The organism is Microbulbifer rhizosphaerae (genome assembly GCF_014191725.1).
Classification (GTDB): Bacteria; Pseudomonadota; Gammaproteobacteria; order Pseudomonadales; family Cellvibrionaceae; genus Microbulbifer; species Microbulbifer rhizosphaerae.
This window is the reverse complement of sequence record NZ_JACHWZ010000002.1, coordinates 392,283-410,499: the sequence shown is the minus strand read 5'-3', so window position 1 is coordinate 410,499 and position 18,217 is coordinate 392,283. Positions and strand designations below refer to the sequence as shown.

25 protein-coding genes are annotated in these 18,217 nt (G+C 62.5%); 9 read left to right on the top strand and 16 right to left on the bottom strand.

Features of this window, described 5'->3' with window-relative positions; translation table 11 throughout:
* Positions 1 to 118 precede the first annotated feature (118 nt).
* From FHS09_RS03555 to FHS09_RS03515, 10 genes are read right to left on the bottom strand one after another with little or no spacing between them, the layout of a single operon-like run.
* Positions 119 to 943 (bottom strand): phosphate ABC transporter ATP-binding protein, encoded by an 825-nt coding sequence (locus FHS09_RS03555; RefSeq protein WP_183456731.1) that lies wholly within the window; start codon positions 941 to 943, stop codon positions 119 to 121.
* The gene (pstA, locus tag FHS09_RS03550; protein WP_183456729.1) at positions 940 to 1,782 is read right to left on the bottom strand and encodes a phosphate ABC transporter permease PstA; all 843 of its coding nucleotides are present in this window, start codon (positions 1,780 to 1,782) and stop codon (positions 940 to 942) included. Before pstA ends, FHS09_RS03555 begins: the two co-directional genes overlap by 4 nt.
* Positions 1,775 to 2,683: a phosphate ABC transporter permease subunit PstC gene (gene pstC / locus FHS09_RS03545; RefSeq protein ID WP_183456727.1), complete on the bottom strand. Its 909-nt coding sequence runs from the start codon at positions 2,681 to 2,683 to the stop codon at positions 1,775 to 1,777. Before pstC ends, pstA begins: the two co-directional genes overlap by 8 nt.
* Before the next feature lie 34 nt (positions 2,684 to 2,717).
* Complete coding sequence (locus FHS09_RS03540) at positions 2,718 to 3,530, bottom strand: substrate-binding domain-containing protein (protein WP_183456725.1); 813 nt, start codon at positions 3,528 to 3,530, stop codon at positions 2,718 to 2,720.
* Positions 3,527 to 4,051: an arsenate reductase ArsC gene (locus tag FHS09_RS03535; protein ID WP_183456723.1), complete on the bottom strand. Its 525-nt coding sequence runs from the start codon at positions 4,049 to 4,051 to the stop codon at positions 3,527 to 3,529. The genes FHS09_RS03540 and FHS09_RS03535 overlap by 4 nt, the downstream gene beginning before the upstream one ends.
* Positions 4,051 to 4,485 carry a hypothetical protein gene (locus tag FHS09_RS03530; protein ID WP_246394355.1) on the bottom strand — a complete coding sequence of 145 codons (435 nt, stop codon included), beginning with the start codon at positions 4,483 to 4,485 and terminating at the stop codon, positions 4,051 to 4,053. The genes FHS09_RS03535 and FHS09_RS03530 overlap by 1 nt, the downstream gene beginning before the upstream one ends.
* Positions 4,485 to 5,303 (bottom strand): DUF547 domain-containing protein, encoded by an 819-nt coding sequence (locus FHS09_RS03525; RefSeq protein WP_183456721.1) that lies wholly within the window; start codon positions 5,301 to 5,303, stop codon positions 4,485 to 4,487. The genes FHS09_RS03530 and FHS09_RS03525 overlap by 1 nt, the downstream gene beginning before the upstream one ends.
* A 3-nt stretch (positions 5,304 to 5,306) precedes the next feature.
* Positions 5,307 to 6,770: a dihydrolipoyl dehydrogenase family protein gene (locus FHS09_RS03520; RefSeq protein ID WP_246394353.1), complete on the bottom strand. Its 1,464-nt coding sequence runs from the start codon at positions 6,768 to 6,770 to the stop codon at positions 5,307 to 5,309.
* On the bottom strand, positions 6,770 to 7,462 hold the full coding sequence (locus FHS09_RS22690) for a TVP38/TMEM64 family protein (protein ID WP_246394345.1): 693 nt from the start codon (positions 7,460 to 7,462) through the stop codon (positions 6,770 to 6,772). Before FHS09_RS22690 ends, FHS09_RS03520 begins: the two co-directional genes overlap by 1 nt.
* Before the next feature lie 11 nt (positions 7,463 to 7,473).
* Positions 7,474 to 8,004 (bottom strand): DUF3641 domain-containing protein, encoded by a 531-nt coding sequence (locus tag FHS09_RS03515; RefSeq protein WP_183456719.1) that lies wholly within the window; start codon positions 8,002 to 8,004, stop codon positions 7,474 to 7,476.
* A gap of 81 nt (positions 8,005 to 8,085) precedes the next feature.
* Here FHS09_RS03515 and FHS09_RS03510 point away from each other — a divergent pair, with 81 nt between their 5' ends.
* The 7 genes from FHS09_RS03510 to FHS09_RS23055 all read left to right on the top strand — a co-directional run bounded on the left by FHS09_RS03510 (position 8,086) and on the right by FHS09_RS23055 (position 11,884).
* Positions 8,086 to 8,640: a carboxymuconolactone decarboxylase family protein gene (locus tag FHS09_RS03510; RefSeq protein WP_183456717.1), complete on the top strand. Its 555-nt coding sequence runs from the start codon at positions 8,086 to 8,088 to the stop codon at positions 8,638 to 8,640.
* A 131-nt stretch (positions 8,641 to 8,771) separates the two neighbouring features.
* Positions 8,772 to 9,197 (top strand): thioredoxin family protein, encoded by a 426-nt coding sequence (locus tag FHS09_RS03505; RefSeq protein ID WP_183456715.1) that lies wholly within the window; start codon positions 8,772 to 8,774, stop codon positions 9,195 to 9,197.
* Positions 9,197 to 9,910: a cytochrome c biogenesis CcdA family protein gene (locus FHS09_RS03500; RefSeq protein ID WP_183456713.1), complete on the top strand. Its 714-nt coding sequence runs from the start codon at positions 9,197 to 9,199 to the stop codon at positions 9,908 to 9,910. The genes FHS09_RS03505 and FHS09_RS03500 overlap by 1 nt, the downstream gene beginning before the upstream one ends.
* Positions 9,907 to 10,389, top strand: coding sequence for an RNA polymerase sigma factor (locus tag FHS09_RS03495; protein WP_183456711.1), 483 nt, complete (start codon positions 9,907 to 9,909; stop codon positions 10,387 to 10,389). The genes FHS09_RS03500 and FHS09_RS03495 overlap by 4 nt, the downstream gene beginning before the upstream one ends.
* Positions 10,382 to 10,999 carry a hypothetical protein gene (locus FHS09_RS03490; protein ID WP_183456709.1) on the top strand — a complete coding sequence of 206 codons (618 nt, stop codon included), beginning with the start codon at positions 10,382 to 10,384 and terminating at the stop codon, positions 10,997 to 10,999. The genes FHS09_RS03495 and FHS09_RS03490 overlap by 8 nt, the downstream gene beginning before the upstream one ends.
* A 46-nt stretch (positions 11,000 to 11,045) precedes the next feature.
* Positions 11,046 to 11,663: an RNA polymerase factor sigma-70 gene (locus FHS09_RS03485; RefSeq protein ID WP_183456707.1), complete on the top strand. Its 618-nt coding sequence runs from the start codon at positions 11,046 to 11,048 to the stop codon at positions 11,661 to 11,663.
* Positions 11,603 to 11,884: a zf-HC2 domain-containing protein gene (locus FHS09_RS23055; RefSeq protein WP_183456705.1), complete on the top strand. Its 282-nt coding sequence runs from the start codon at positions 11,603 to 11,605 to the stop codon at positions 11,882 to 11,884. Before FHS09_RS03485 ends, FHS09_RS23055 begins: the two co-directional genes overlap by 61 nt.
* 35 nt (positions 11,885 to 11,919) lie before the next feature.
* Here FHS09_RS23055 and FHS09_RS03475 read toward each other — a convergent pair whose 3' ends face one another.
* The 4 genes from FHS09_RS03475 to FHS09_RS03460 form a co-directional block, all read right to left on the bottom strand.
* Positions 11,920 to 12,339 carry a L,D-transpeptidase gene (locus tag FHS09_RS03475; RefSeq protein WP_246394343.1) on the bottom strand — a complete coding sequence of 140 codons (420 nt, stop codon included), beginning with the start codon at positions 12,337 to 12,339 and terminating at the stop codon, positions 11,920 to 11,922.
* Positions 12,340 to 12,545: 206 nt separating this feature from the next.
* The gene (locus tag FHS09_RS03470) at positions 12,546 to 13,298 is read right to left on the bottom strand and encodes a YiiX/YebB-like N1pC/P60 family cysteine hydrolase (protein WP_183456701.1); all 753 of its coding nucleotides are present in this window, start codon (positions 13,296 to 13,298) and stop codon (positions 12,546 to 12,548) included.
* 3 nt (positions 13,299 to 13,301) lie between these two features.
* Positions 13,302 to 13,799, bottom strand: coding sequence for a DoxX family protein (locus tag FHS09_RS03465; RefSeq protein WP_183456699.1), 498 nt, complete (start codon positions 13,797 to 13,799; stop codon positions 13,302 to 13,304).
* 152 nt (positions 13,800 to 13,951) lie between these two features.
* Positions 13,952 to 14,248: a BufA1 family periplasmic bufferin-type metallophore gene (locus FHS09_RS03460; protein ID WP_183456697.1), complete on the bottom strand. Its 297-nt coding sequence runs from the start codon at positions 14,246 to 14,248 to the stop codon at positions 13,952 to 13,954.
* Positions 14,249 to 14,634: 386 nt separating this feature from the next.
* Here FHS09_RS03460 and FHS09_RS23355 point away from each other — a divergent pair, with 386 nt between their 5' ends.
* Entirely contained in the window at positions 14,635 to 14,769 is a 135-nt protein-coding gene (locus tag FHS09_RS23355) for a TraR/DksA family transcriptional regulator (protein WP_425487759.1), read from the top strand.
* Between the two features lie 278 nt (positions 14,770 to 15,047).
* Here the strand turns inward: FHS09_RS23355 and FHS09_RS03450 are convergent, their stop codons facing one another.
* Entirely contained in the window at positions 15,048 to 15,827 is a 780-nt protein-coding gene (locus FHS09_RS03450; RefSeq protein ID WP_221191767.1) for an alpha/beta fold hydrolase, read from the bottom strand.
* A 680-nt stretch (positions 15,828 to 16,507) separates the two neighbouring features.
* Positions 16,508 to 16,888, bottom strand: coding sequence for a BufA1 family periplasmic bufferin-type metallophore (locus FHS09_RS03445; RefSeq protein ID WP_183456693.1), 381 nt, complete (start codon positions 16,886 to 16,888; stop codon positions 16,508 to 16,510).
* A gap of 227 nt (positions 16,889 to 17,115) precedes the next feature.
* Between FHS09_RS03445 and FHS09_RS03440 the strand changes: the two genes are divergently transcribed.
* Positions 17,116 to 17,445, top strand: a complete 330-nt coding sequence (locus FHS09_RS03440; RefSeq protein WP_183456690.1) for a TraR/DksA family transcriptional regulator — start codon at positions 17,116 to 17,118, stop codon at positions 17,443 to 17,445.
* The last annotated feature ends 772 nt before the right edge of the window (positions 17,446 to 18,217 follow it).

Here is an 18,217-nt window from a genome sequence, read left to right as displayed (position 1 = left end):
GAGATCCAGGACCTTATCTGAAAGACACGTTTGAGACTGCAAATCTCGGTATTTTTGCAGGATAACGTGCTTTTTTTATGCAACTACAGGGTTAACTCAACAGTATTGCATCAAAGTTTCACCCTTTCGCCCCGCTGATATAGGCGGCGGTGAGCGCTTGCGCCGGCGATTCGAACAGCCGCCGGCACTGGCCGAATTCGATCAGTTGGCCCACCTGTTCCTTCATCCAGAAAAATGCCGCGTAGTTGGCCAGGCGTTTCGCCTGTGCCAGGTTGTGGGTGACGATCACCACTGTGTAGCGGCCCTGCAGGCGGGCGATCAAGTCCTCGATGGCGGCGGAGGCGATGGGGTCCAGGGCGCTGCAGGGCTCGTCCATCAGTAGTATCTCCGGTTCCAGCACCAGCGCGCGGGCGATGCACAGGCGCTGCTGCTGGCCGCCGGAGAGCGCCAGCGCGGAGCTGTCCAGGCGGTGGCCGACCTCGCTCCATAGGTTTACGTCGCGCAGCGCCCGTTCGATTTTTTCCTCCAGCAGTTGGCGCCCGCGCACCCCGTGCTCGCGCAGCGGCAGCTCCAGGTTGCGGCGGATCGAGAGGGGAAAGGGGTTGGGTTTCTGGAAGATCATGCCGATGCGCCGGCGCAATGCCAGCAGGTTTACGGAATCGGCGAGAATATCCTGTCCGTCGAATGCCACTTCCCCGTGCACGTTCGCATCCGGTGTCAGGTCGTGCAGCCGGTTCAGGGTGCACAGAAAGCTGGTTTTACCGCAGCCGGAGGGACCGATCAGCGCGGTGATGCAGCCGCGGTAGATATCCAGGGACACGTCCTCGAGCACCGGGCGGCCGCCGTAGGCGACGGAGAGCCCGCGCACCCGCAGGTGCGCCTCGGGCTCGCAACAGGGCGGGCCCGCTTTCACCTGGCCGAGGGTATAGGTCCGGGTTGTCATAGGGGAGTGATCCTCCGGCTGAGCCAGTTGTCGGTGAGCGCCTGGGCCAGGACGTTGAGCAGCGCGATCAGCGCGATCAGCACCAGGGCCGAGGCGTAGGCGGCGGCGTCGCCGCCGGTGACGTTCATGGAAAGATCGTAAATGTGCACCGCCAGCGCGCGGCCGGAATCCAGCAGCGAGCCGGGTATGCGGTCCACATAACCACTGGTGAAAATGAGCGCGGCGGTCTCCGCGGTGGCGCGGCCGATGCCCAGTACCAGCCCGGCGGCGACCGCCGGCGCCGCGGCGGGCAGCAGGATATGCCGGACGGCGGCCCCGTGGGTCATGCCCGCGGCCAGCGCACCCAGGCGCCACTCGCTGCCGACCGCGCCCAGTCCCGCCTCGCAGGTGCGGATAAACACCGGCAGTATCATGCAGGCCAGGGTGAGGCCGCCGGACAAAAGGGAAAATCCCAGTCCGAGGTAAATGCTGAAAAAGGCATTGCCGAAAAGCCCGTAGACGATCGACGGTACCCCGGCGAGCACATCCAGAAACAGGCGCATCGTATCGCCGCCGCGCCCGGCGCGGGTGAACTCCGACAGCCACACCGCCACCGCCAGCCCCAGGGGCACGGCCACGGCAAGCGCGATCGACAGGATCAGCAGGGTGGAAACCAGTATCGGAGCTATACCGCCGGTGCGTCCGGCGTCGCCCGGCGCCTGCGATAAAAAGGACCAGGACAGCGTGGAAAATCCGCGCAGTGCCACGTCGGCGACAATCCACAGGAACACCGCGGCCACCAGCGCCACCGACAGCCACACGGCGGTGGTAAAGGTGCGCTCGGCGAGCTTCTCACCCATGACGATGCCCTCGCATGACCCGGGTGCCCAGCCAGGCCAGCAACAGCACCAGCAGCGTCAGCACCAGCCCGGAGGCGAACAGGCCTGAGCGGTGTGTGCCCGTGGCGTAGGCCATCTCCAGGGCGATATTGGCGGTGAGGACCCGCACCGGTTCGAACAGCCCCGAGGGATTCTGTACCACGTTGCCCGCCACCATCAGCACCGCCATGGTCTCGCCCAGGGCGCGCGCCGCGGCCAGCAGGAAACCGCCGGTGATGCCGCCGCGCGCCGCCGGCAGCGCCACGCCGAGAATCCGTCCTCTGGCGCCGATACCCAGTGCCACTGCGCCGGAGAGCACCGCCCGCGGCACCGCTCTCAGGGCGGCGATGGCGGTCACCGCCACCGTGGGCAGAATCATCAGCGCCAATATCAGCACCGCCGCCAGCAGGCTGGCGCCGGGGGGCTGCCAGCGGGCGATCAGCGGCACCAGTACGGTCAGGCCCCAGAGCCCGAACACTACTGAGGGGATACCCGCCAGCAGGTTGAGTACCAGACGGTAGAAGCGGGCCAGCGGCGCGGGGGCGTAAAACACCACGAAAATCGCGCTGGCCAGACCCAGCGGCGCGGCCAGCAACAGGGCGCCGGTGGCGGCGGCGAGGGATGCCCACAGCATGGGCATCAGGTCGAAGCGATTCTCCAGCGGATACCAGCCTTCGCTGGAGAAAAACGCCCGCCAGTGCGCCAGTACCGGCAGTGACTCGACGAGCAGAAAGGCCAGCACCAGCAACAACAGGGTCGCGCAGGCCGCGGCCAACCCGGCGAGCAGTGCGCCCAGGCGGCGGTCCGAATCCCGCTTAAGGAACCTCTGAACAAGCCCCGGGGATGCTGTGGGAGCGAGCCCTGCTCGCGATTTCGCCTGCATGGCAGGCTCCCACAAAGACTTACTCATAGGTTCCCTAAGGTTCCAGCGGAACAAAGAACTGGGCCTCCACCAGGTCGTTCACCGCCGCCGACCGCGCGAACCCGATAAAGCGCTCGCCCAACGCCGGGGGCTTTCCCTTCACCACCAGGTTCAGCGGCCTCGAGAGCGGATAGCTGCCGTCGCGCACCGCGGCCACGCTGGCCTCGACGCCGTCCATCGGAATCAGCCTGATCGGCACCCCGCGCTTCTGCTCGAACTCTGCGCTGCCGATGGACACATAGCCGATGGCACCGGGGTTGCCGGCCACTGTCTTGATGCCCTGCTGGTTGTCGCCAATCACCACCTGCGCCCGGATCTGGCTGTTTTTCAGTGCGAAGTAGTGCAGGAACAGTTCCAATGTCGAGCGGCCCTCCGCCTTGTTGACTGCGGTGATGGGCTTGTCCGGGCCGCCCAGCTCGCGCCAGTTGCGGGTCTTGCCGGTGTAGATATCGACGATCTGTTCCACGCTCAACTGCCTCACCGGATTATCCCGGTGCAGGATAATGCCGATGCCGTCCAGCGCGATGGTGTAGGCGGTCAGGTCTTTCTCCTCCGCATTCAGCGCGCGCGATACCAGGCCGATGTCCGCAAGCCCCAGGCGCGCGTCGTTGATCCCCCGGGAGGAGCCGCCGGTCTGCACGTCCACGCGCACACCGGGATTTTCCCGCTCGAAGCGCTTGCCGATTTCCAGCGCCAGCGGCGCCACGGTGCTGGAGCCGGTGAGGGTCAGGCGGTCGTCCGCAGCGGCCAGCGGCTGCAGCCAGCCAGCGGCCAGCAGGACGAGAAGGGTTTTTGCGATTCTGTTCACTGCATGGTCTCAGTCTGTCCGGCGAATGCGCGCATGGCCCGCGCCACTTCCGCCCGGCTGTAGCCGGCCAGCGGCAGTGCTGCGAGTGTTTGCACCCGCGATTTGAGGATGTCGAAACAGTCGCTGAAGGCCGCGCGCTTTTGTCCGTCGGCCGCCGCTGCCGGGTCCGGCAGCCCCCAGTGGATATGTTCGTAGTCGCCGTAAAAGGCCGGACAGGGCTCCGCTGCGGCGCCGTCGCAGACGGTGAGCAGCAAGTCCAGTTCGGGCGCGCCCGCGCGGGAGAATTCGAGCCAGTTCTTACTGCGGTAGTTCAACAGCGGAATACCGCGGCTGGTGATCTGGTTCAGGGCGTGGGGATTGACCTGGCCCGTGGGGCGACTGCCGGCGCTGTAGGCGTTGAAGTGGCGGCTGCCGACGCTGTTGAAAATGGCCTCCGCCATAATGCTGCGGGCGGAATTGCCGGTGCACAGAACCAGCAGTGTCCAGCGGTCGCGTGGTTTTTTTTGTACCGAGTCGTGCATTATCGATTTCCCAGTTTTGTCGTGGCGATAGTGTCCAGGTCGCGCAGCAGGTAGAGCGCGATACAGGCTGAGAGCATGGGCCAGGCGGTGAAAAACAGCAGGTTCTTGAACGGGTCCAGGTACTGCGGAAAAGAGGAAAAAGTGGAGACCGCGTGTAACAGCAGTACCAGGCCGTAGCTCCAGCGTTTCCAGGAACCGGTGACAAAGGCGAGCAACAACAGCAGCTCCAGCAGGCCGATCACCGTAAACGCGTTTTCGCCCAGGCCACCGATAAAATAGAAGTTTTCGAATACCCTGCCCGCGTGTTGCGGATTGAAAAATTTGTCCAGGGTCCACATCAGCATCACCAGGAAGACGCCGAGCCGTAACAGCAGCAGGGAGAGGGCGATTCTCGCCTGAGTTTCGCTTACCTTGGGAGTGGTGGTCCGCATCATCAGTGTTCCTGTGCCAGGTTTTTTGCCGGTGTTTCGTTAAGCCGCCAGTCGTAGTCCAGATACTCGACGGTGATTACCCCGGACTGCAGCAGGCGCATATCCTCCGGGGAGAGGTCCAGGCTTTCCGCGTACTTTTTCCAGAAGTCGTCGAGCGACCAGAAACCCCGCCAGCCCCTCTCAAAATCTTCCCTGTACCACTTAAAGATTTTGGAAACCTTGAGCACCTTGCCGTCCAGTCGGTTGCGCACCCGGTCGGTGAGAAACAGCCGCGCCTGCTCCTCCAGTTGCGCTTCCAACTGCTCGCCGGTGTAGGCTTCCGTGCGCAGCGCCGGGCAGCCGACACTGGCGCAGTTCACCGCGAAGTGAATGCGCGGGTCCCGGTAGCGCCCGGAGCCGCGGATCAGCTTGTGCTCGATATCGTCCAGGGAAAGCTCGTCGCCGAACAGGGGCACAAACGCCTTGTTCCACGGCGTGCGGAAGAGGCTGCCCAAATCCTTGATCGACTCGATATTCGGATAGCCGCGCAAAACCAGCTCCACCGTCCAGGCATTGTAGGCGTTGATCAGGAAGGCGAGTTGTTCCCGCCGCGGCCAGCGGTCGAACTGCTCCTGCTCAACCGCCGACATCCGCTCCAGATAGCCCTTCAGTTGCGCGCGTTCGCGCTGTATACCGGCGTAGTCCATCGCGGTGGCGTGGTCGTCGCGCAGGGAAACCACATGTCGTTGTAGCAGCCGATTCCAATCGTCGTGATCGAAGGTTTCCGCCTGTGTGCCGAAGGCAAAAAAAGCGAGTACTGTGAAACAGATGAATTTCCACATGATTCAGTTCCTCATCCAGCGGTGATAGCGCTCCAGCCACTTGAGTAGCTTTTGCGGCACGTGATTGCGTTTCCATTCACCCGCGGCGTATTTGTTGGCCTCGGCCCAGGTGGGATAGCTGTGGATGGTGCCAAGTATTTTGTTCAGGCCCAGGCCGTGCTTCATGGCCAGCACGAATTCCGCCAGCAGATCGCCGGCGTGCTCGGCGACGATGGTGACGCCGAGAATCTTGTCCTTTCCCGGCGGAGTCAGCACCTTGACGAAGCCCTCTGCGGCGCCGTCGGCGATGGCCCGGTCCAGTTCCTCCAGTTCGAAACGGGTTACCTCGAAGGCGATGGCTTTTTCCTTTGCCTCGCGCTCGTTCAACCCCACCCTCGCCACCTCCGGATCGACAAAGGTAGTCCAGGGCACAAAGCGGTAGTCCACCTTGAATTTCTTGAACTGGCCGAAGAGCGCATTCACCGACGCATACCAGGCTTGGTGCGCGGAGACGTGGGTGAGCTGATAGGGGCCCGCCACGTCGCCGGCGGCGTAGATATTGCGGTGCAGGGTCTGTAGATATTTGTTGGTCTCAATGGTGCGCCCGGTCTCAATGCCCAGCTCTTCCAGGCCGTAGCCCGAGAGGCGCGCGGTGCGGCCCACTGCGCAGAGCAGGGCGTCGAACTCGATACGCTCCTCGCCGCTGTCGCCCTGCACCGCCATGAACTTGCGCTCGCCCATGCGCAGGCAGTGCAGCGCCCTGTGCCCGGTCAGCACCTGTACCCCGTCGCGCTTCAAGGCTGCCTCGACCAATGCTGCGGCATCCGCGTCCTCGCGCGCGAGCAGTTGCGGCGACATCTCCACCTGGGTGACCTCGGAGCCCAGGCGCGCAAAGCTCTGTGCCAGCTCGCAGCCGATGGGGCCGCCGCCCAGCACCAGCAGCCGGCGCGGCGGCCGCTCCAGCTCGGCGAATTCCTGCCACAGGGTATCGCTGGTCACATAGCCCACTTCCTCGATGCCGGGCAGCGGCGGCACAAAGGGTCGCGCGCCGGTGGCGATCACTATGGCGCGAGTGCGCAGGCGCACACTGCCGCCGTCCTCAAGTTCGACCTCCACCGTGTGCGGGTCCACGATGCGCGCGTAACCCTGCAAAACCTCCACACCCAGCGCGGAATAGCGCTCGGCGCTGTCGTGGGGTTCCACGCGGGCGATCACCTCCTGCACCCGCTGCATCACCTTGCGGAAGGAAACCCCGGGATCTACGGCTTCCAGGCCAAAATGATCGGCGCGGCGCATCTGCTGCGCCAGTTTGGCGCTCCTGATCAGTGCCTTGCTGGGTACGCAGCCGTAGTTGAGGCAATCGCCACCCATCCTGTGAGATTCGACCAGAGTCACTTTGGCCTTGACCGCGGCGGCGATATAGGCGCTTACCAAGCCGGCGGCGCCGGCGCCGATCACCACCAGGTTGCGATCGTATTTCACGTTCATCAGTGCTCCCCAATCCGTTCTCTACGTTTGAGCTGGATCAGGCCCAGCAGCTTTTTGGCCAGCAGCGGGAAAAGCCCCAGCAGCCCGAAGGACAGCAGCAGTGCCGGCGAGAGGATGCCCGACAGGCTCTGCAACTGCGCCAACTGGGTGCCCGCGTTGACGTACACCAGGGTGCCCGCGAGCATGCCCAGTTGGCTCACCCAATAGAAGGTGGTGGCGCGGATCGGGGTCAGGCCCATCAGCAGGTTGATCAGGAAAAACGGAAACAGTGGCACCAGGCGCAGGGTAAACAGGTAGAAAATGCCGTCCTCCTCCACGCCCCGGTTGACCGCTTGCAGGCGCTCGCCGAAGCGCGTCTGTATCCTGTCCCGCAGCAGGTAACGGGAGGTCAGGAAGGCCAGCAGCGCCCCCAGGCTGGAGGCGAAGGACACGATCAGGCTGCCCCACAGGAACCCGAACAGGGCACCCGCGGCCAGGGTCAGGACCGCCGCGCCGGGCAGCGACAGTGCGGTGACCAGCACATAGACGGCGAAGAAGGCCGCGGCCAGCGCCAGCGGATGCGCGGTGCGCAGGGCGGCGAAATCGTCCATGCCCGACTTGAGCCCCTCCAGGGTCAGCATCTGGTGCAGGTCGAACAGGAAAAAGGCGCCGATAGCCAGCGCCAGCAGCAGTGCCAGCAGAACTTTTTTCATCACAGCTTTCCTCACAGCGCGCCTCCGCAACTGCTGCCCTGCCCAGCAGTGCAGCCGAAGCAGTGGTCGGCCACACGCACCGGGCGGCCCGAGAGATCCTCGCGCAGCAGGTCGCGCAGGTGCGGGCGGCCGGACTGTGTCGGGCCGGGCAGCGCCAGGCCCAACTGCTGGTTGAAATCGCAGTCGTACAAGTGGCCCCGCCAGTCGACGCTGACCAGCGAGCGGCACATCACGTCCTCCAGGTTGTCCGCCGCGTGGTTGTCCTTGAGCAGGCGCATATAGTCGTGGAACTGCCCCTTGGAAATCAGCGTGGAGCCGAAGCGCTGGATGGGCATATTGGCCAGCGCGTAGAGTTCGTTGAACACAATGCCGAAGTGCTCGAACAGGGCGCGCTTGTAGTCCGCCTGCAGCGGCGCCTTATGGCCGGGAATTCCGTCAGTTCCAGCAGGGGCAGGGTCGCGTGCATCGCGGCTTCCTCGCGTTGTGTTTTGCCGGTCTGTCGCCGCGGGGAGGGCGTTTGTTACAGGGCGGGGTATTTTCATGGCTGTAACTCTTTCCTTGTAACAAGGGCCCGCCTCCCGTCGACTAACGTTGAACCTACACAGGCAACCTGGAGCAGAGCCATGACCGATTTCACTTTCCACACCCCGGAATCCGCGCCGGAGGATGCGCGGGACGTCCTGGAAAAGGCGCAGGCGCAAATGGGCTTCGTGCCCGGCCTCTACGCCGGGCTGGCCAACGCGCCGGCGGCGCTGGACGCCTACCTGGCGGTATCGGATTATTTTTCCCGCACCAGCCTGTCGCCCGAGGAGCAGCAGGTGGTGCTGCTGGCCGCCAGCGTGGTGAACGGCTGTGACTTCTGCGTCGCCGCCCACTCGATGATCGCCAAGCAGATGGCCGGCGTGGCAGAGCCGGTGGTCGCCGCCCTGCGCGACGGCGGGCAGCCGCAAGACCCGAAACTGGCCGCGCTCGCGGAGTTTACCCGTGCGGTGGTGAGCGAACGCGGCTGGGTTCGCGAACACCCGGCCTTCCGCGCCTTCCTGGACGCGGGCTACAGGCCCGAACAGGCGCTGGAAGTGATCCTCGGCGTGGCCCAGAAAACCCTCAGCAATTACGCCAACCACTTGCTGCAAACACCGCTGGATTCCGCCTTGGAGAGCGAGCGCTGGTCGCGCTGATCCTCGTGAAATCAAGGAACCGGAATATTTTTTCCGGCGGGCTGCAATCAAAACCCGCACTCATTCGTCTTCATCCAGGGCGCGGCCGGACCGGCCGCGCCAAACCCTGTATCACACAGCGAGGCCCCCCCATGAAACAACTGATCGCCGCACTGCTGCTCCTGCCCGGCTTGGTGGCCGGCGCTGTGGCCGCGGAAGAGCCCTCAGCGGAGGTAAATAAGGAATCCTTCAGCAAAGAACGCTTCGAGGCGCTCAAGGCCGCGGGCCAGGTGGTGTTGGTCGATGTTTACGCCGGCTGGTGCCCCACCTGTGCGAAGCAGCAGGAAGTAATCCAGCAATACCGTGAAGACAATCCGGGCAAGGAGTTCCACGTACTGGAAGTGGATTTCGACAAGGACAAGCAGTGGGTGCGCCACTTCCGCGCGCCGAGGCAGTCCACCTTGCTGCTGTACGCCGGTGAACAGCAGATGTGGTTCGGCGTCGCCGAGACCCGCCCGGACGTGATCGCCGCCGAGCTGGACAAGGCTCTCGCGGCGGCCGCTGAGGGCGGCTCCTGATGGCATTGGAGCTGGCGGCGGTACCCCTGGCTTTTGTGGCGGGGGTGGTCGGCATCCTGTCCCCCTGCGTCTGGCCACTGGTACCTGTGATCATGACGTCCGCGGCCAGCGGCGGCCGCGCCGGCCCGCCGTTCCTGGCCCTGGGCCTGGCCTGTGCCTTCGCCCTGGCGGGCACGGTGCTGACCCTGGCGCTGATAAACCTGGGGCTGGACCCGGTGGCCTTTCGCACGGTCGCGGCGGTGCTGCTCATTTTAGTAGCGCTGATGCTGCTGGTGCCGCGCTTTGGTAGTTGGGCCAGCGCGCAGCTGTCGCGTCTCACTAGCCGGTTCGACAGCGGCGGCAGCGCCATCGGCTCCGGTGCCGCCGGCCAGTTTGCGGTGGGTGCGCTGCTCGGGCTGGTGTGGCTGCCCTGTGTGGGGCCCACCCTGGGCGCCGCCATCGCGCTTGCCTCCCTGGGACAGCAGATGGCGATGGCCTTTGCGGTGATGTTCACCTTTGGTATCGGTACCGCCGCGGCACTGCTGGCGGCGGCCTATCTTTCCGCGCGCCTGCTCGGCCGCTGGCGGGGCGGGATTGTCGCGGGTGCGAACCGCGGCAAGCAGCTGCTCGGCGGCCTGCTGCTCGTCCTGGGTGTCATGGTGCTGAGCGGGGCCGATAAACTGCTGGAGGCTTTCGCGCTCGGCGTGCTCCCCGACTGGGCCATCTCCCTATGACCTTTACCCGTTCCGAGCTGGATGCACTGTTCCGCTACTGCCTGGCACTGATCGGACAAGCGGAGGACGCCCAGGATCTGCTGCACAGCGCGCTGGAGCGCTTCCTGCGCAGCCGGCCGGCAGATGTACAGCAACCGCTGGCCTATATTCGCCGCATCGCCCGCAACCGCTTCTTCGACCAGATGCGCCGCGCGGGCAGGGTGCAGTTCGACTCCCTCGAAGACGTGGACGCCCAGCCTGGCACAGAGCGGGACCTCGAAAGCCTGCTGGTGGACGAGATGACCTTGCGCCAGTGGCGGGACCTGAACGCCGCGGAGCGGGAGGTCGTGTTCCTGTGGGCGGTGGAGGGGCTCTCCAGCGGCGAGATAGCCCTGCAACTGGGCCAGCCTCGGGGTACGGTACTGGCGCGCCTGCACCGGTTGCGCCGGCGGCTCCTGCAGCGATTCCCACAACCGGCGGGGGGAATTGTGCATGACTGAAGTATCGAAAGGGCGCGGCCCACTGCGCCCACAGCTGAAACAGATGCTGGAACGGGATCGCCTGGACGATCGCCAATACGCCCAACTGCAACGTTCGCTGGATAGCCGCGGGACGCGCACCGGGCAGAACCGGCGACGCGCCTGGCTGGCGAGTGCGGCAGCGCTGTTGTTGTCGTTCGGAGTCTGGTTCTCCTGGCACACGGTCAGCGGTGTTGTTCCGGGGCGCATTGCCGAAGAGGTCACCACCAACCATATCCACCTGCACCCGCTGGATATCGAGACCTCGTCCATGCAGCGGGTGCGCTCCAGGCTCCAGCGCCTCGACTTTGTTCCGGTGAGGCCCGACGCGGCGAATGGGCTCACCCTGTTGGGTGCGCGCTACTGCACGCTGCAGGGTGCCATTGCCACACAGCTGATGTTCCTCACCCCGGACGGTTCACTGGTTACCTTCTACCAGGCCGCTTACGACCCGCAGCGGTTCGGCGACTTGCCCCAGGGGTTGCAGGAACGACCGCTCACACTGGTCAGGCAGGGGGTGGAAATTCGCATCTGGGTGGAGCGCGGCGTGGTGATGGCGCGGGCACAAACCGCCGCCCCCACGCCCGTTTAAAAACACTGTAACAAGGCCGGTGGCCGGCGCGACCAAAGGAAGAACAATGCATATCGACGATACCGACCCGGCAAAGGTTCTGGCCGAAGAGGGCCTCCTGCGCGATCTGCGCAGCCAGATGCACCGCTTCGCCAGCCTGCAACTGGGGGACCCACAGCTGGCGGAAGACGCGGTGCAGGAGGCTTTGATGGGAGCGCTGAAAAACGCCCGCAGCTTCGGGGGCCGCGCCGCGCTGAAGACCTGGGTGTTCGCCATTCTCAAAAACAAGATCGCGGATACCCTGCGCAAGCGGAGTCGCACGGTGGAGGCGAACCAACTGGTGGGCGACGGGGAAGAAAGCTTCGACGAGCTGTTCGACGAGCGCGGCTACTGGCACGCTGCCGAGCGGCCGGTGCACTGGGCGGACCCGGAGTCGGCGCTACACGACAAGCATTTCTGGCGGGTGTTCGAAACCTGTCTCGATCACCTGCCCGGCCGGCAGGCACGGGTGTTTATGATGCGGGAATTTATCGAGTTGGAGAGCCGGGAAATCTGTGCGGCTGCGGATATCACCGTCAGCAACCTTAACGTGACTCTGCACCGGGCACGCCTGCGGCTGCGCGAATGCCTCGAGAACCACTGGTTCCTGCGCGGAGAATTGTCATACGGAGGGTCGTCCCGGTGAACTGCCGCCACGCCACGCGGCTGCTCTCGGAAGCCCAGGAGCGGGAACTTTCCCTCAGCGAGCTCGCGAGTCTGAAATTCCACACCGCTATGTGCGTTGGTTGCCGCAATTTCGGTCGGCAGATACAGACTCTGCGCAAAATCAGCCGCGCCTATACTCTGGGCGCCGGGATGGAAGAGCCCGAAAAGACCGAGGGGAGGTCAGGGGACGGGGACTCCTGATACCGCTACCCCAAAGTTCCCCTCGGATAAAGTAATCAGTGGGTGATGGTCACCCGTGTGCCCACCGGTGCGTGCCGATAAAACTTGCGCGCCATTTCCGGCGGCAGGCGCACGCAACCGTGCGAAGCCGGGCGGTTGGGTACATTGCCGGAGGCATGGAAACCGATACCGCTGTTGAATCGGATGTAGTAATGCATCTTGGCGCCGCGATAGTAAGTACCCGGCGGGCGGCGGTGTTTTCTGGTGTTCACATTCGCCCTGATGACCCGGCCGCTCCCGTGCTGGACAAAACTGCCGTAAATACTCGAACGATGCCTGGGGTGTTTCGACAGCACGCGGAAATGCCCCGGCCGCGTCGCGAAGCCGGGCTTGCCGGATGACGCCCTGGAAACGCCAATCAGCTTTCCTCCCTTATAGAAATAAGCGCGCTGCTCGCTGAAATCAACCTTGATCAAAGGTGTTCCGCTACTGCTGGCCGCAGCCTGATCATCAAACCAATTGACCTTTTTCGCGTGTGCCAGCGGGGAAAGCGCGAGCATCGCGGCCAGGAATATGGCATTTCCGCCTGTGGATTATGGATTTGTTTTGCCCTGATCGATGTTATTGCCATCGAATAGAGAGCAGTACCGACGACTGGGACGGAATTCTGCAGGCGGAGGGCTTATTCGCCGTCCATCGGGGCCTTGCGCCACACAATCCGGTGAAAATCGAAATCGCTTTCCAGGGTAGGTTTGATCACCGAAAAGTAGGGTGATACATCGAAATCCCGCGGGGTGAAGAGACTGTGGTGGCGGATATGGAACAGCTCCCTGCTGCAGTTGCGACAGCCCTCGGTCTCCACCGGCAGCTGCTCCACCAGCGGCAATATGGGATAGCTGATCGACTGGAAGGCCTGGGCGATCAGCGTGGAACAGATGGCCCGCGAAGGATCGCCGCTGCCGAGCGCGATCATGCGCCGCCGGTAGCGCGAGGGCACCGGCGGCGTGGGCAGCAGGTAGCGGGCCAGATCGAAAATATTGCGCAAGTCGTACCGGTAGCCGATACGCTCGATTGCATAGTCGATCACCAGGCGGCGATCGTCTTCCGTCAACCCATGGGGACGGCAGATGCGCGTGTGCATACCGGCGAATTGCTCCAGCCCGACGCTGCGCACCCCCTCCAGCGTATCCGCCTCCACAAAGCAGTTCTGCTCATCGCCGCCCACATAGAGGGCTGCGTGGGACCAAGTGGATTGGGTGAGGTATTTGATCGCGGTGCTGAAGCGGGTGTTGCCCTCCACCAGCAGCACATCCGCCGGCTGAAGGCAGGCGCGCAATTGCTCGATGGGCGTGGCCGCGGCGGCGGCGTGAGCTCGGTGGGGTTTCTCAAGGTAGCGCGCCAGCCATTTCCCGAGATTGTTCAGCAAGCGATTCACCCCTTATCTCCCGCCGAAATGCCGCGCCAGCAAGCAATCCAGGGAGAGGCGCCCCGGCCCCATGGCCATCAGCATTAGGAATATCGCCGCCCAGGTGCCGTGGGTCGGCCAGGCGCCCGGGTAAACGAACACCTGGATCACCGCGGTCATCACCAGTAGCGCCAGGGCGGCGAAGCATGTGCCCAGACCGAACAGCAGCATCAGCGGAAACAGGTGCTCGGCGGTGGCGGCCAGCAAGGCGCCGAGCTTCGGGGAAATCAGCGGCAATTGGTATTCGTCGCGGAACAGGTCCCCCGCCGATTCGGACAGGTGCGGCCATCCCAACTGAAATGTGCCGTCGACCAGGTCTACGGCAAAACCTTCGACTTTGGTCTGTCCGGACTTCCAGAAGACGCCGGCGATGGCGAATCGGCCCAGCAGCGCGATCAGGCTGTAGGGGATGCGGCCCAGCCACTCCCGAAAGCGGTTGGCGAGGCGGCACAGGGAATGGAAAATTGCCATGAGTTGAATTCCTCTCGTTATTTTTCGATTGCCGTGAGCAGTGAACGAAATACCGGGGCGTGAGCCTCCACACCAGTGGCAACTGTGCAGCAACTGCCGCGGGTGGGAGCGCCACGGGAGGAGCGGTCATCTCGCGGCGCTCTCGTCCGGCCTCAGGATTTTTTTTCTTTGAACTCGCTGAGCTGGCCGTAGCCGGTGGGAGAGGTGGGGGAAGAGGTCTTTTTACAGGTGCCCTTTGACACGTATTTCCAGGCGTTGCCCTGGTAGTCCCTCTTGGAAGTGCCCGAGCAGGTGGTACCGGGCCCGGCCGCGCAGTCGTTCTTGCCGGCCAGGGCCACGCCGTAGCATTTCTCCTTGTTTTTCTCTACGGCGGCTGCCGGCGCGGCGGCGAAGGCCACCGCGGCACTCAGTGCGAAGGCCAGGGAAGTGGAGGTGAGTCTTCGGTTCATGAACGAGCTCCTGTTCACTAATGAAGGGAGACATCGGGGCCAACCCGGCGGACCGGGCGGTTCCGAATTCTTCGTCGCGGCGAAATTGTGTCCTGCTACATCCAGATATAGATGCCACGCTTTCACTTAATGAATATAGCCAACCTGGCCGATAGGCTATTGTTGTTGCCGCGGAAATCAAAGATATTCGGCTTATTTGTGGGAAGGCCGTATGGACAGCGATCCGATACAGATACTCAAATCGAAGCTGTTGCGAATGAAAGCGGCACTGGCGGCAGAAACGGACTCCGGCCAGGCCGAAACTGTCGAACTCGACCAGAGCCGCATGTGTCCTACAGGCGCAGCAGGTCGCGCTGGAAGCCGGGCGGCGCCGGGAGCGCCAGTGGTTGGCCATTGAAGGGGCCTTGAAGCGGATCGAATCCGGCGACTACGGCTACTGCTATGCCTGCGGCGAAGAGATCTCCTTTGCGCGGTTGAGTTTCGATTCAACCATCACGCGTTGCGTCGATTGCGCGTCTTAGCGTCGGAGAGGTACGGGATCGCGTTAACGGGATGTTGGCGGTGCCCTGTGGTTGAGGCACCAGGCCACGGTGAATTCCAGTGGCACCGGTTTGTGTATAGCGCGCCGCCGAAAGGGCGAACACAAGTTTCGCCCTACACGAGTTGGCGACTTCCGATTATGTGGAAAAGTGACTGCTGCCATCCCTTTAGGGTAAGTACTGCTGAATCAGGCAATTGCATTTTCATTGCCGCCTCTCTCCTCAAGGAGTGCTCATCAAGTCCATTCCTATGCCTGCCACTACTTCACATCCGCAAGCAACTGGTTGATCTCTTGCGCAATAACCTCGGGATGGTCCTCGGGCGTGAAATGTTTTCCACCTTCGATCCGGTGTAGCGATGCGGAAAGATCATGTGCAAAGCGTTCCCCGTACTCAATTTTCTGGAACTGATCCGCAGCGCCCCAGGCGATACGGGCGGGGAGCCCCAGTTTCGGCAAGTCATTCGCGACAGCCAAGGTGTCCTGCACATTGAGCGAATCCACCTGGCGGACGAAAGCGGCGGCACCGTCATGATGATCGTAATGGGACCAGTGCACCTCTACGGCTTCATCCGCCGCGGCGCTGTCATCGTGACCGCGGTGAATAAAGGTCCGGAAAACCTGCCTGAAAGCAGGGTCGGGCAGATGACGCACAACTGGTCCTGCCATACGCATAGCCTTCACGCTCGGGATGGGCCAGGAGTCATAACCGATTGCGTTGGTCAGGAAGAGACCGCGGAATAGCCCGGGGTGCCGTACGGCAGCGATCTGAGCCACTCCCCCGCCAAGATCGTGGCCGGCGAGAATAGCCTGCTCGATTCCCAGATGTTTAAGCCAGCTTACGAGATAGTCGGCCTGCCGAGCTATGGAAATGTCCCGGTCGAGCCCCTCAGGGATGGAGGCGCCGTAGCCGACCATCTCCCAGGCAAGGCAGCGAGCTCCATTAATTCTAGGCACAACGTGGCGCCATAGCGCGGGACTGGTGGGGATTCCGTGTATAAGGACGACCGGCACGCCCTCGCCTCCCTCCTCCCATCTCATGTTAATTCCATCCACAACTACCCTGTTGCTAGCCACCTGCATTGCCTCCGAAATGTTTCACCGCCTTGGCTCCAGCCCAGCAGCGCTCCAGCAAAGATGCGTCGTCAGACTCGTGGAGGGGCCATCAGATGGCCTTTTATGCCAAAGAACTTGCTGACGATCGGCATCAGCGTTGGTGACCAGCCAGCGGATCTCCCCGAGAAGGATAACCGCGCAGTGAGGGATAGCCGCCAACGAGGTAAATGACCAAGCCGTAGAGGGCGCCCACCCCGACTGCAGTACCTGTGCCCAAGCCACCGCATAGCCAAGCGAAAACTGCGGCATATATCCAGGCCAGAATGAAATGAATCACCATTGCCGTTATTACAATGCCTATCGCAAAAGAGGCTGGAGGTGGTAGAACTTCGCGCCCCAATACTATTGCCGCGATCATGCGTGGTGGGCCCCACAGGCTTGCCCCCATGAACAGCATTTCCTGCAGCAGGAATACGATGCCGCGATGCCGGCAATGAGCCCGCTCCAGAATATACCTTTCCAACTGATTGTCTGATTACCGGTTAGTGTATGGAGTGCCATACACAAACACTCCCTATGTTGGTGTTTAGTCAATGTTTGCCGCGAGTGGAGAGCGCTGCAGGGTGAACGCGAGCCCGCGAATATCTGCAGCGCTCCCCACCGGTTCAGGCACTCTTCTCGTCGAACTCCTCAAGCTGGCCCTTGCCTGTGGGCGAGGTGGCGGAGGGGATTTGCTCACAGGTGCCCTTGGGCACGTATTTCCACGCGTTGCCCTGGTAATCCGTTGTGGAACTGCCCGAGCAGGTGGTGCCGGGGCCGGCCTTGCAGTCATTCTTGCCGGCCAGGGCCACGCCGTAGCATTTCTCCATGTTTTTCTTATCTTTCATATCCGTCATGCCATTTTCCCTGCCTTTCTGCATGCCGTTTTCCATGCCTCTTTCCATGTCTTTTTCGTCGTCTCTGCGATCACAGGATGGCAGGGTGGCGATCGCTACCGCGGCGCTCAGGGCGAGGGCCAGGGAAGCGGGGGTCAACTTGCGATTCATGTTCGTGCTCCTGTTCGATGTGGATTGGAAGTCATCGGCGTCCCCCTGGCCAGGCAGACCGGGAGTTCCCGAATATTTCATAGCAGCCGGAGAACGGCTCGTTACATCTAAAGTGTAGATATTGAGACCGTTTCGTCGCTTTTGGTGTGAAATTATTAGCTTGAGTGACGGGCTATTGCCGCCGTCGTCGAAATCAGCGACATTCAGCTCATTTGCGGGGAGCACGTATGGACGGTGATCAGGAGCGGAGACTCAAAGCGAAGCTGCTTCAGATGAAGGCGGCGCTTGAGGCGGAGACGGATTCCGGGCAGGGTGAAACCGTCGAACTCGACCAGAGCCGCATGGGCAGGCTTTCGCGTATGGATGCCCTGCAGGCGCAGCAGATCGCACTGGAAGCCGGGCGGCGCCGGGAGCGCCAGGGGCTGGCCATTGAAGGGGCCTTGAAGCGGATCGAATCCGGCGACTACGGCTACTGCTATGCCTGTGGCGAAGAGATTTCCTTTGCCCGGCTGAGTTTCGACCCGACCGTCACCCGTTGCATCGATTGCGCGTCCTAGAGGAGCTTGGGAAGGGGATTATCTCGCCTCCATCGCGAGGAGCCTCCCAATTCCGACCGAATCAATCCCTCTTCCATTAGGGGCCCGATCTTGCGGATCTGTCGGGGGAATATCGCGCTGTCCTGGGCGGGCAGGTTACACACGCCCTGCTCATACACATAGGCGGTGGCCCTTGCCGGCCAGCCTTCTTGCCTTCCCGCAACGGGATCAGCTTCATTTGGCGTGCCAGTTCGCGGCCCTGCTTCAGCACGGCGAGTACCCGGTGGAAGGCCGAAGCCAGCATCATTCCAGACAGGCCAGCGCCTGCTTTAGCCAGTGGACCATTCCTTTGAGGCAAACGCCAAGCACGGCGGAGGCGGATGCACAGCATTTGGCTTCCGCTGATACGTCTCATTAAGGCTTTTACTGATGTTGGAGTTCGATCATGTCCAGAGTGAGAATGGATGCGTTCGAGCATTGATTGCCAGTTACCCAGATTGTGCGAATCTTCTTACCTGCGATGTAGGCAGACAGAAGGCTACTGGTGAGTTCTTTATAAGCTGCATTACTGGGCGAGACAACAGCATGCATTCTATACTGGGAACCGCCACCACAAGCAGCTGGCGCTGGAGAAAGCGCTACATAAACACCTTGAGCTCCCACTCGCATGCTTGAAATAGTAAAGGGACCATCCTGATCAGCCCAGGACGCCGCGTTGGCCGAGAGGAGCAAGGTCAAACAGCCGATTAAGTATCTTTTCATTCTTCTAATACTTCAATTCTATAATAATTTT

Excerpts from the sequence above, each read along its gene's own strand:
- FHS09_RS03555 (WP_183456731.1), bottom strand. The coding sequence starts at position 943 with ATGACAACCCGGACCTATACCCTCGGCCAGGTGAAAGCGGGCCCGCCC.
- pstA (WP_183456729.1), bottom strand. The coding sequence starts at position 1,782 with ATGGGTGAGAAGCTCGCCGAGCGCACCTTTACCACCGCCGTGTGGCTG.
- pstC (WP_183456727.1), bottom strand. The coding sequence starts at position 2,683 with ATGCAGGCGAAATCGCGAGCAGGGCTCGCTCCCACAGCATCCCCGGGG.
- FHS09_RS03535 (WP_183456723.1), bottom strand. The coding sequence starts at position 4,051 with ATGCACGACTCGGTACAAAAAAAACCACGCGACCGCTGGACACTGCTG.
- FHS09_RS03530 (WP_246394355.1), bottom strand. The coding sequence starts at position 4,485 with ATGATGCGGACCACCACTCCCAAGGTAAGCGAAACTCAGGCGAGAATC.
- FHS09_RS03525 (WP_183456721.1), bottom strand. The coding sequence starts at position 5,303 with ATGTGGAAATTCATCTGTTTCACAGTACTCGCTTTTTTTGCCTTCGGC.
- FHS09_RS03520 (WP_246394353.1), bottom strand. The coding sequence starts at position 6,770 with ATGAACGTGAAATACGATCGCAACCTGGTGGTGATCGGCGCCGGCGCC.
- FHS09_RS22690 (WP_246394345.1), bottom strand. The coding sequence starts at position 7,462 with ATGAAAAAAGTTCTGCTGGCACTGCTGCTGGCGCTGGCTATCGGCGCC.
- FHS09_RS03515 (WP_183456719.1), bottom strand. The coding sequence starts at position 8,004 with ATGAAAATACCCCGCCCTGTAACAAACGCCCTCCCCGCGGCGACAGAC.
- FHS09_RS03510 (WP_183456717.1), top strand. The coding sequence starts at position 8,086 with ATGACCGATTTCACTTTCCACACCCCGGAATCCGCGCCGGAGGATGCG.
- FHS09_RS03505 (WP_183456715.1), top strand. The coding sequence starts at position 8,772 with ATGAAACAACTGATCGCCGCACTGCTGCTCCTGCCCGGCTTGGTGGCC.
- FHS09_RS03500 (WP_183456713.1), top strand. The coding sequence starts at position 9,197 with ATGGCATTGGAGCTGGCGGCGGTACCCCTGGCTTTTGTGGCGGGGGTG.
- FHS09_RS03495 (WP_183456711.1), top strand. The coding sequence starts at position 9,907 with ATGACCTTTACCCGTTCCGAGCTGGATGCACTGTTCCGCTACTGCCTG.
- FHS09_RS03490 (WP_183456709.1), top strand. The coding sequence starts at position 10,382 with ATGACTGAAGTATCGAAAGGGCGCGGCCCACTGCGCCCACAGCTGAAA.
- FHS09_RS03485 (WP_183456707.1), top strand. The coding sequence starts at position 11,046 with ATGCATATCGACGATACCGACCCGGCAAAGGTTCTGGCCGAAGAGGGC.
- FHS09_RS23055 (WP_183456705.1), top strand. The coding sequence starts at position 11,603 with ATGCCTCGAGAACCACTGGTTCCTGCGCGGAGAATTGTCATACGGAGG.
- FHS09_RS03465 (WP_183456699.1), bottom strand. The coding sequence starts at position 13,799 with ATGGCAATTTTCCATTCCCTGTGCCGCCTCGCCAACCGCTTTCGGGAG.
- FHS09_RS03460 (WP_183456697.1), bottom strand. The coding sequence starts at position 14,248 with ATGAACCGAAGACTCACCTCCACTTCCCTGGCCTTCGCACTGAGTGCC.
- FHS09_RS03450 (WP_221191767.1), bottom strand. The coding sequence starts at position 15,827 with ATGAGATGGGAGGAGGGAGGCGAGGGCGTGCCGGTCGTCCTTATACAC.
- FHS09_RS03445 (WP_183456693.1), bottom strand. The coding sequence starts at position 16,888 with ATGAATCGCAAGTTGACCCCCGCTTCCCTGGCCCTCGCCCTGAGCGCC.
- FHS09_RS03440 (WP_183456690.1), top strand. The coding sequence starts at position 17,116 with ATGGACGGTGATCAGGAGCGGAGACTCAAAGCGAAGCTGCTTCAGATG.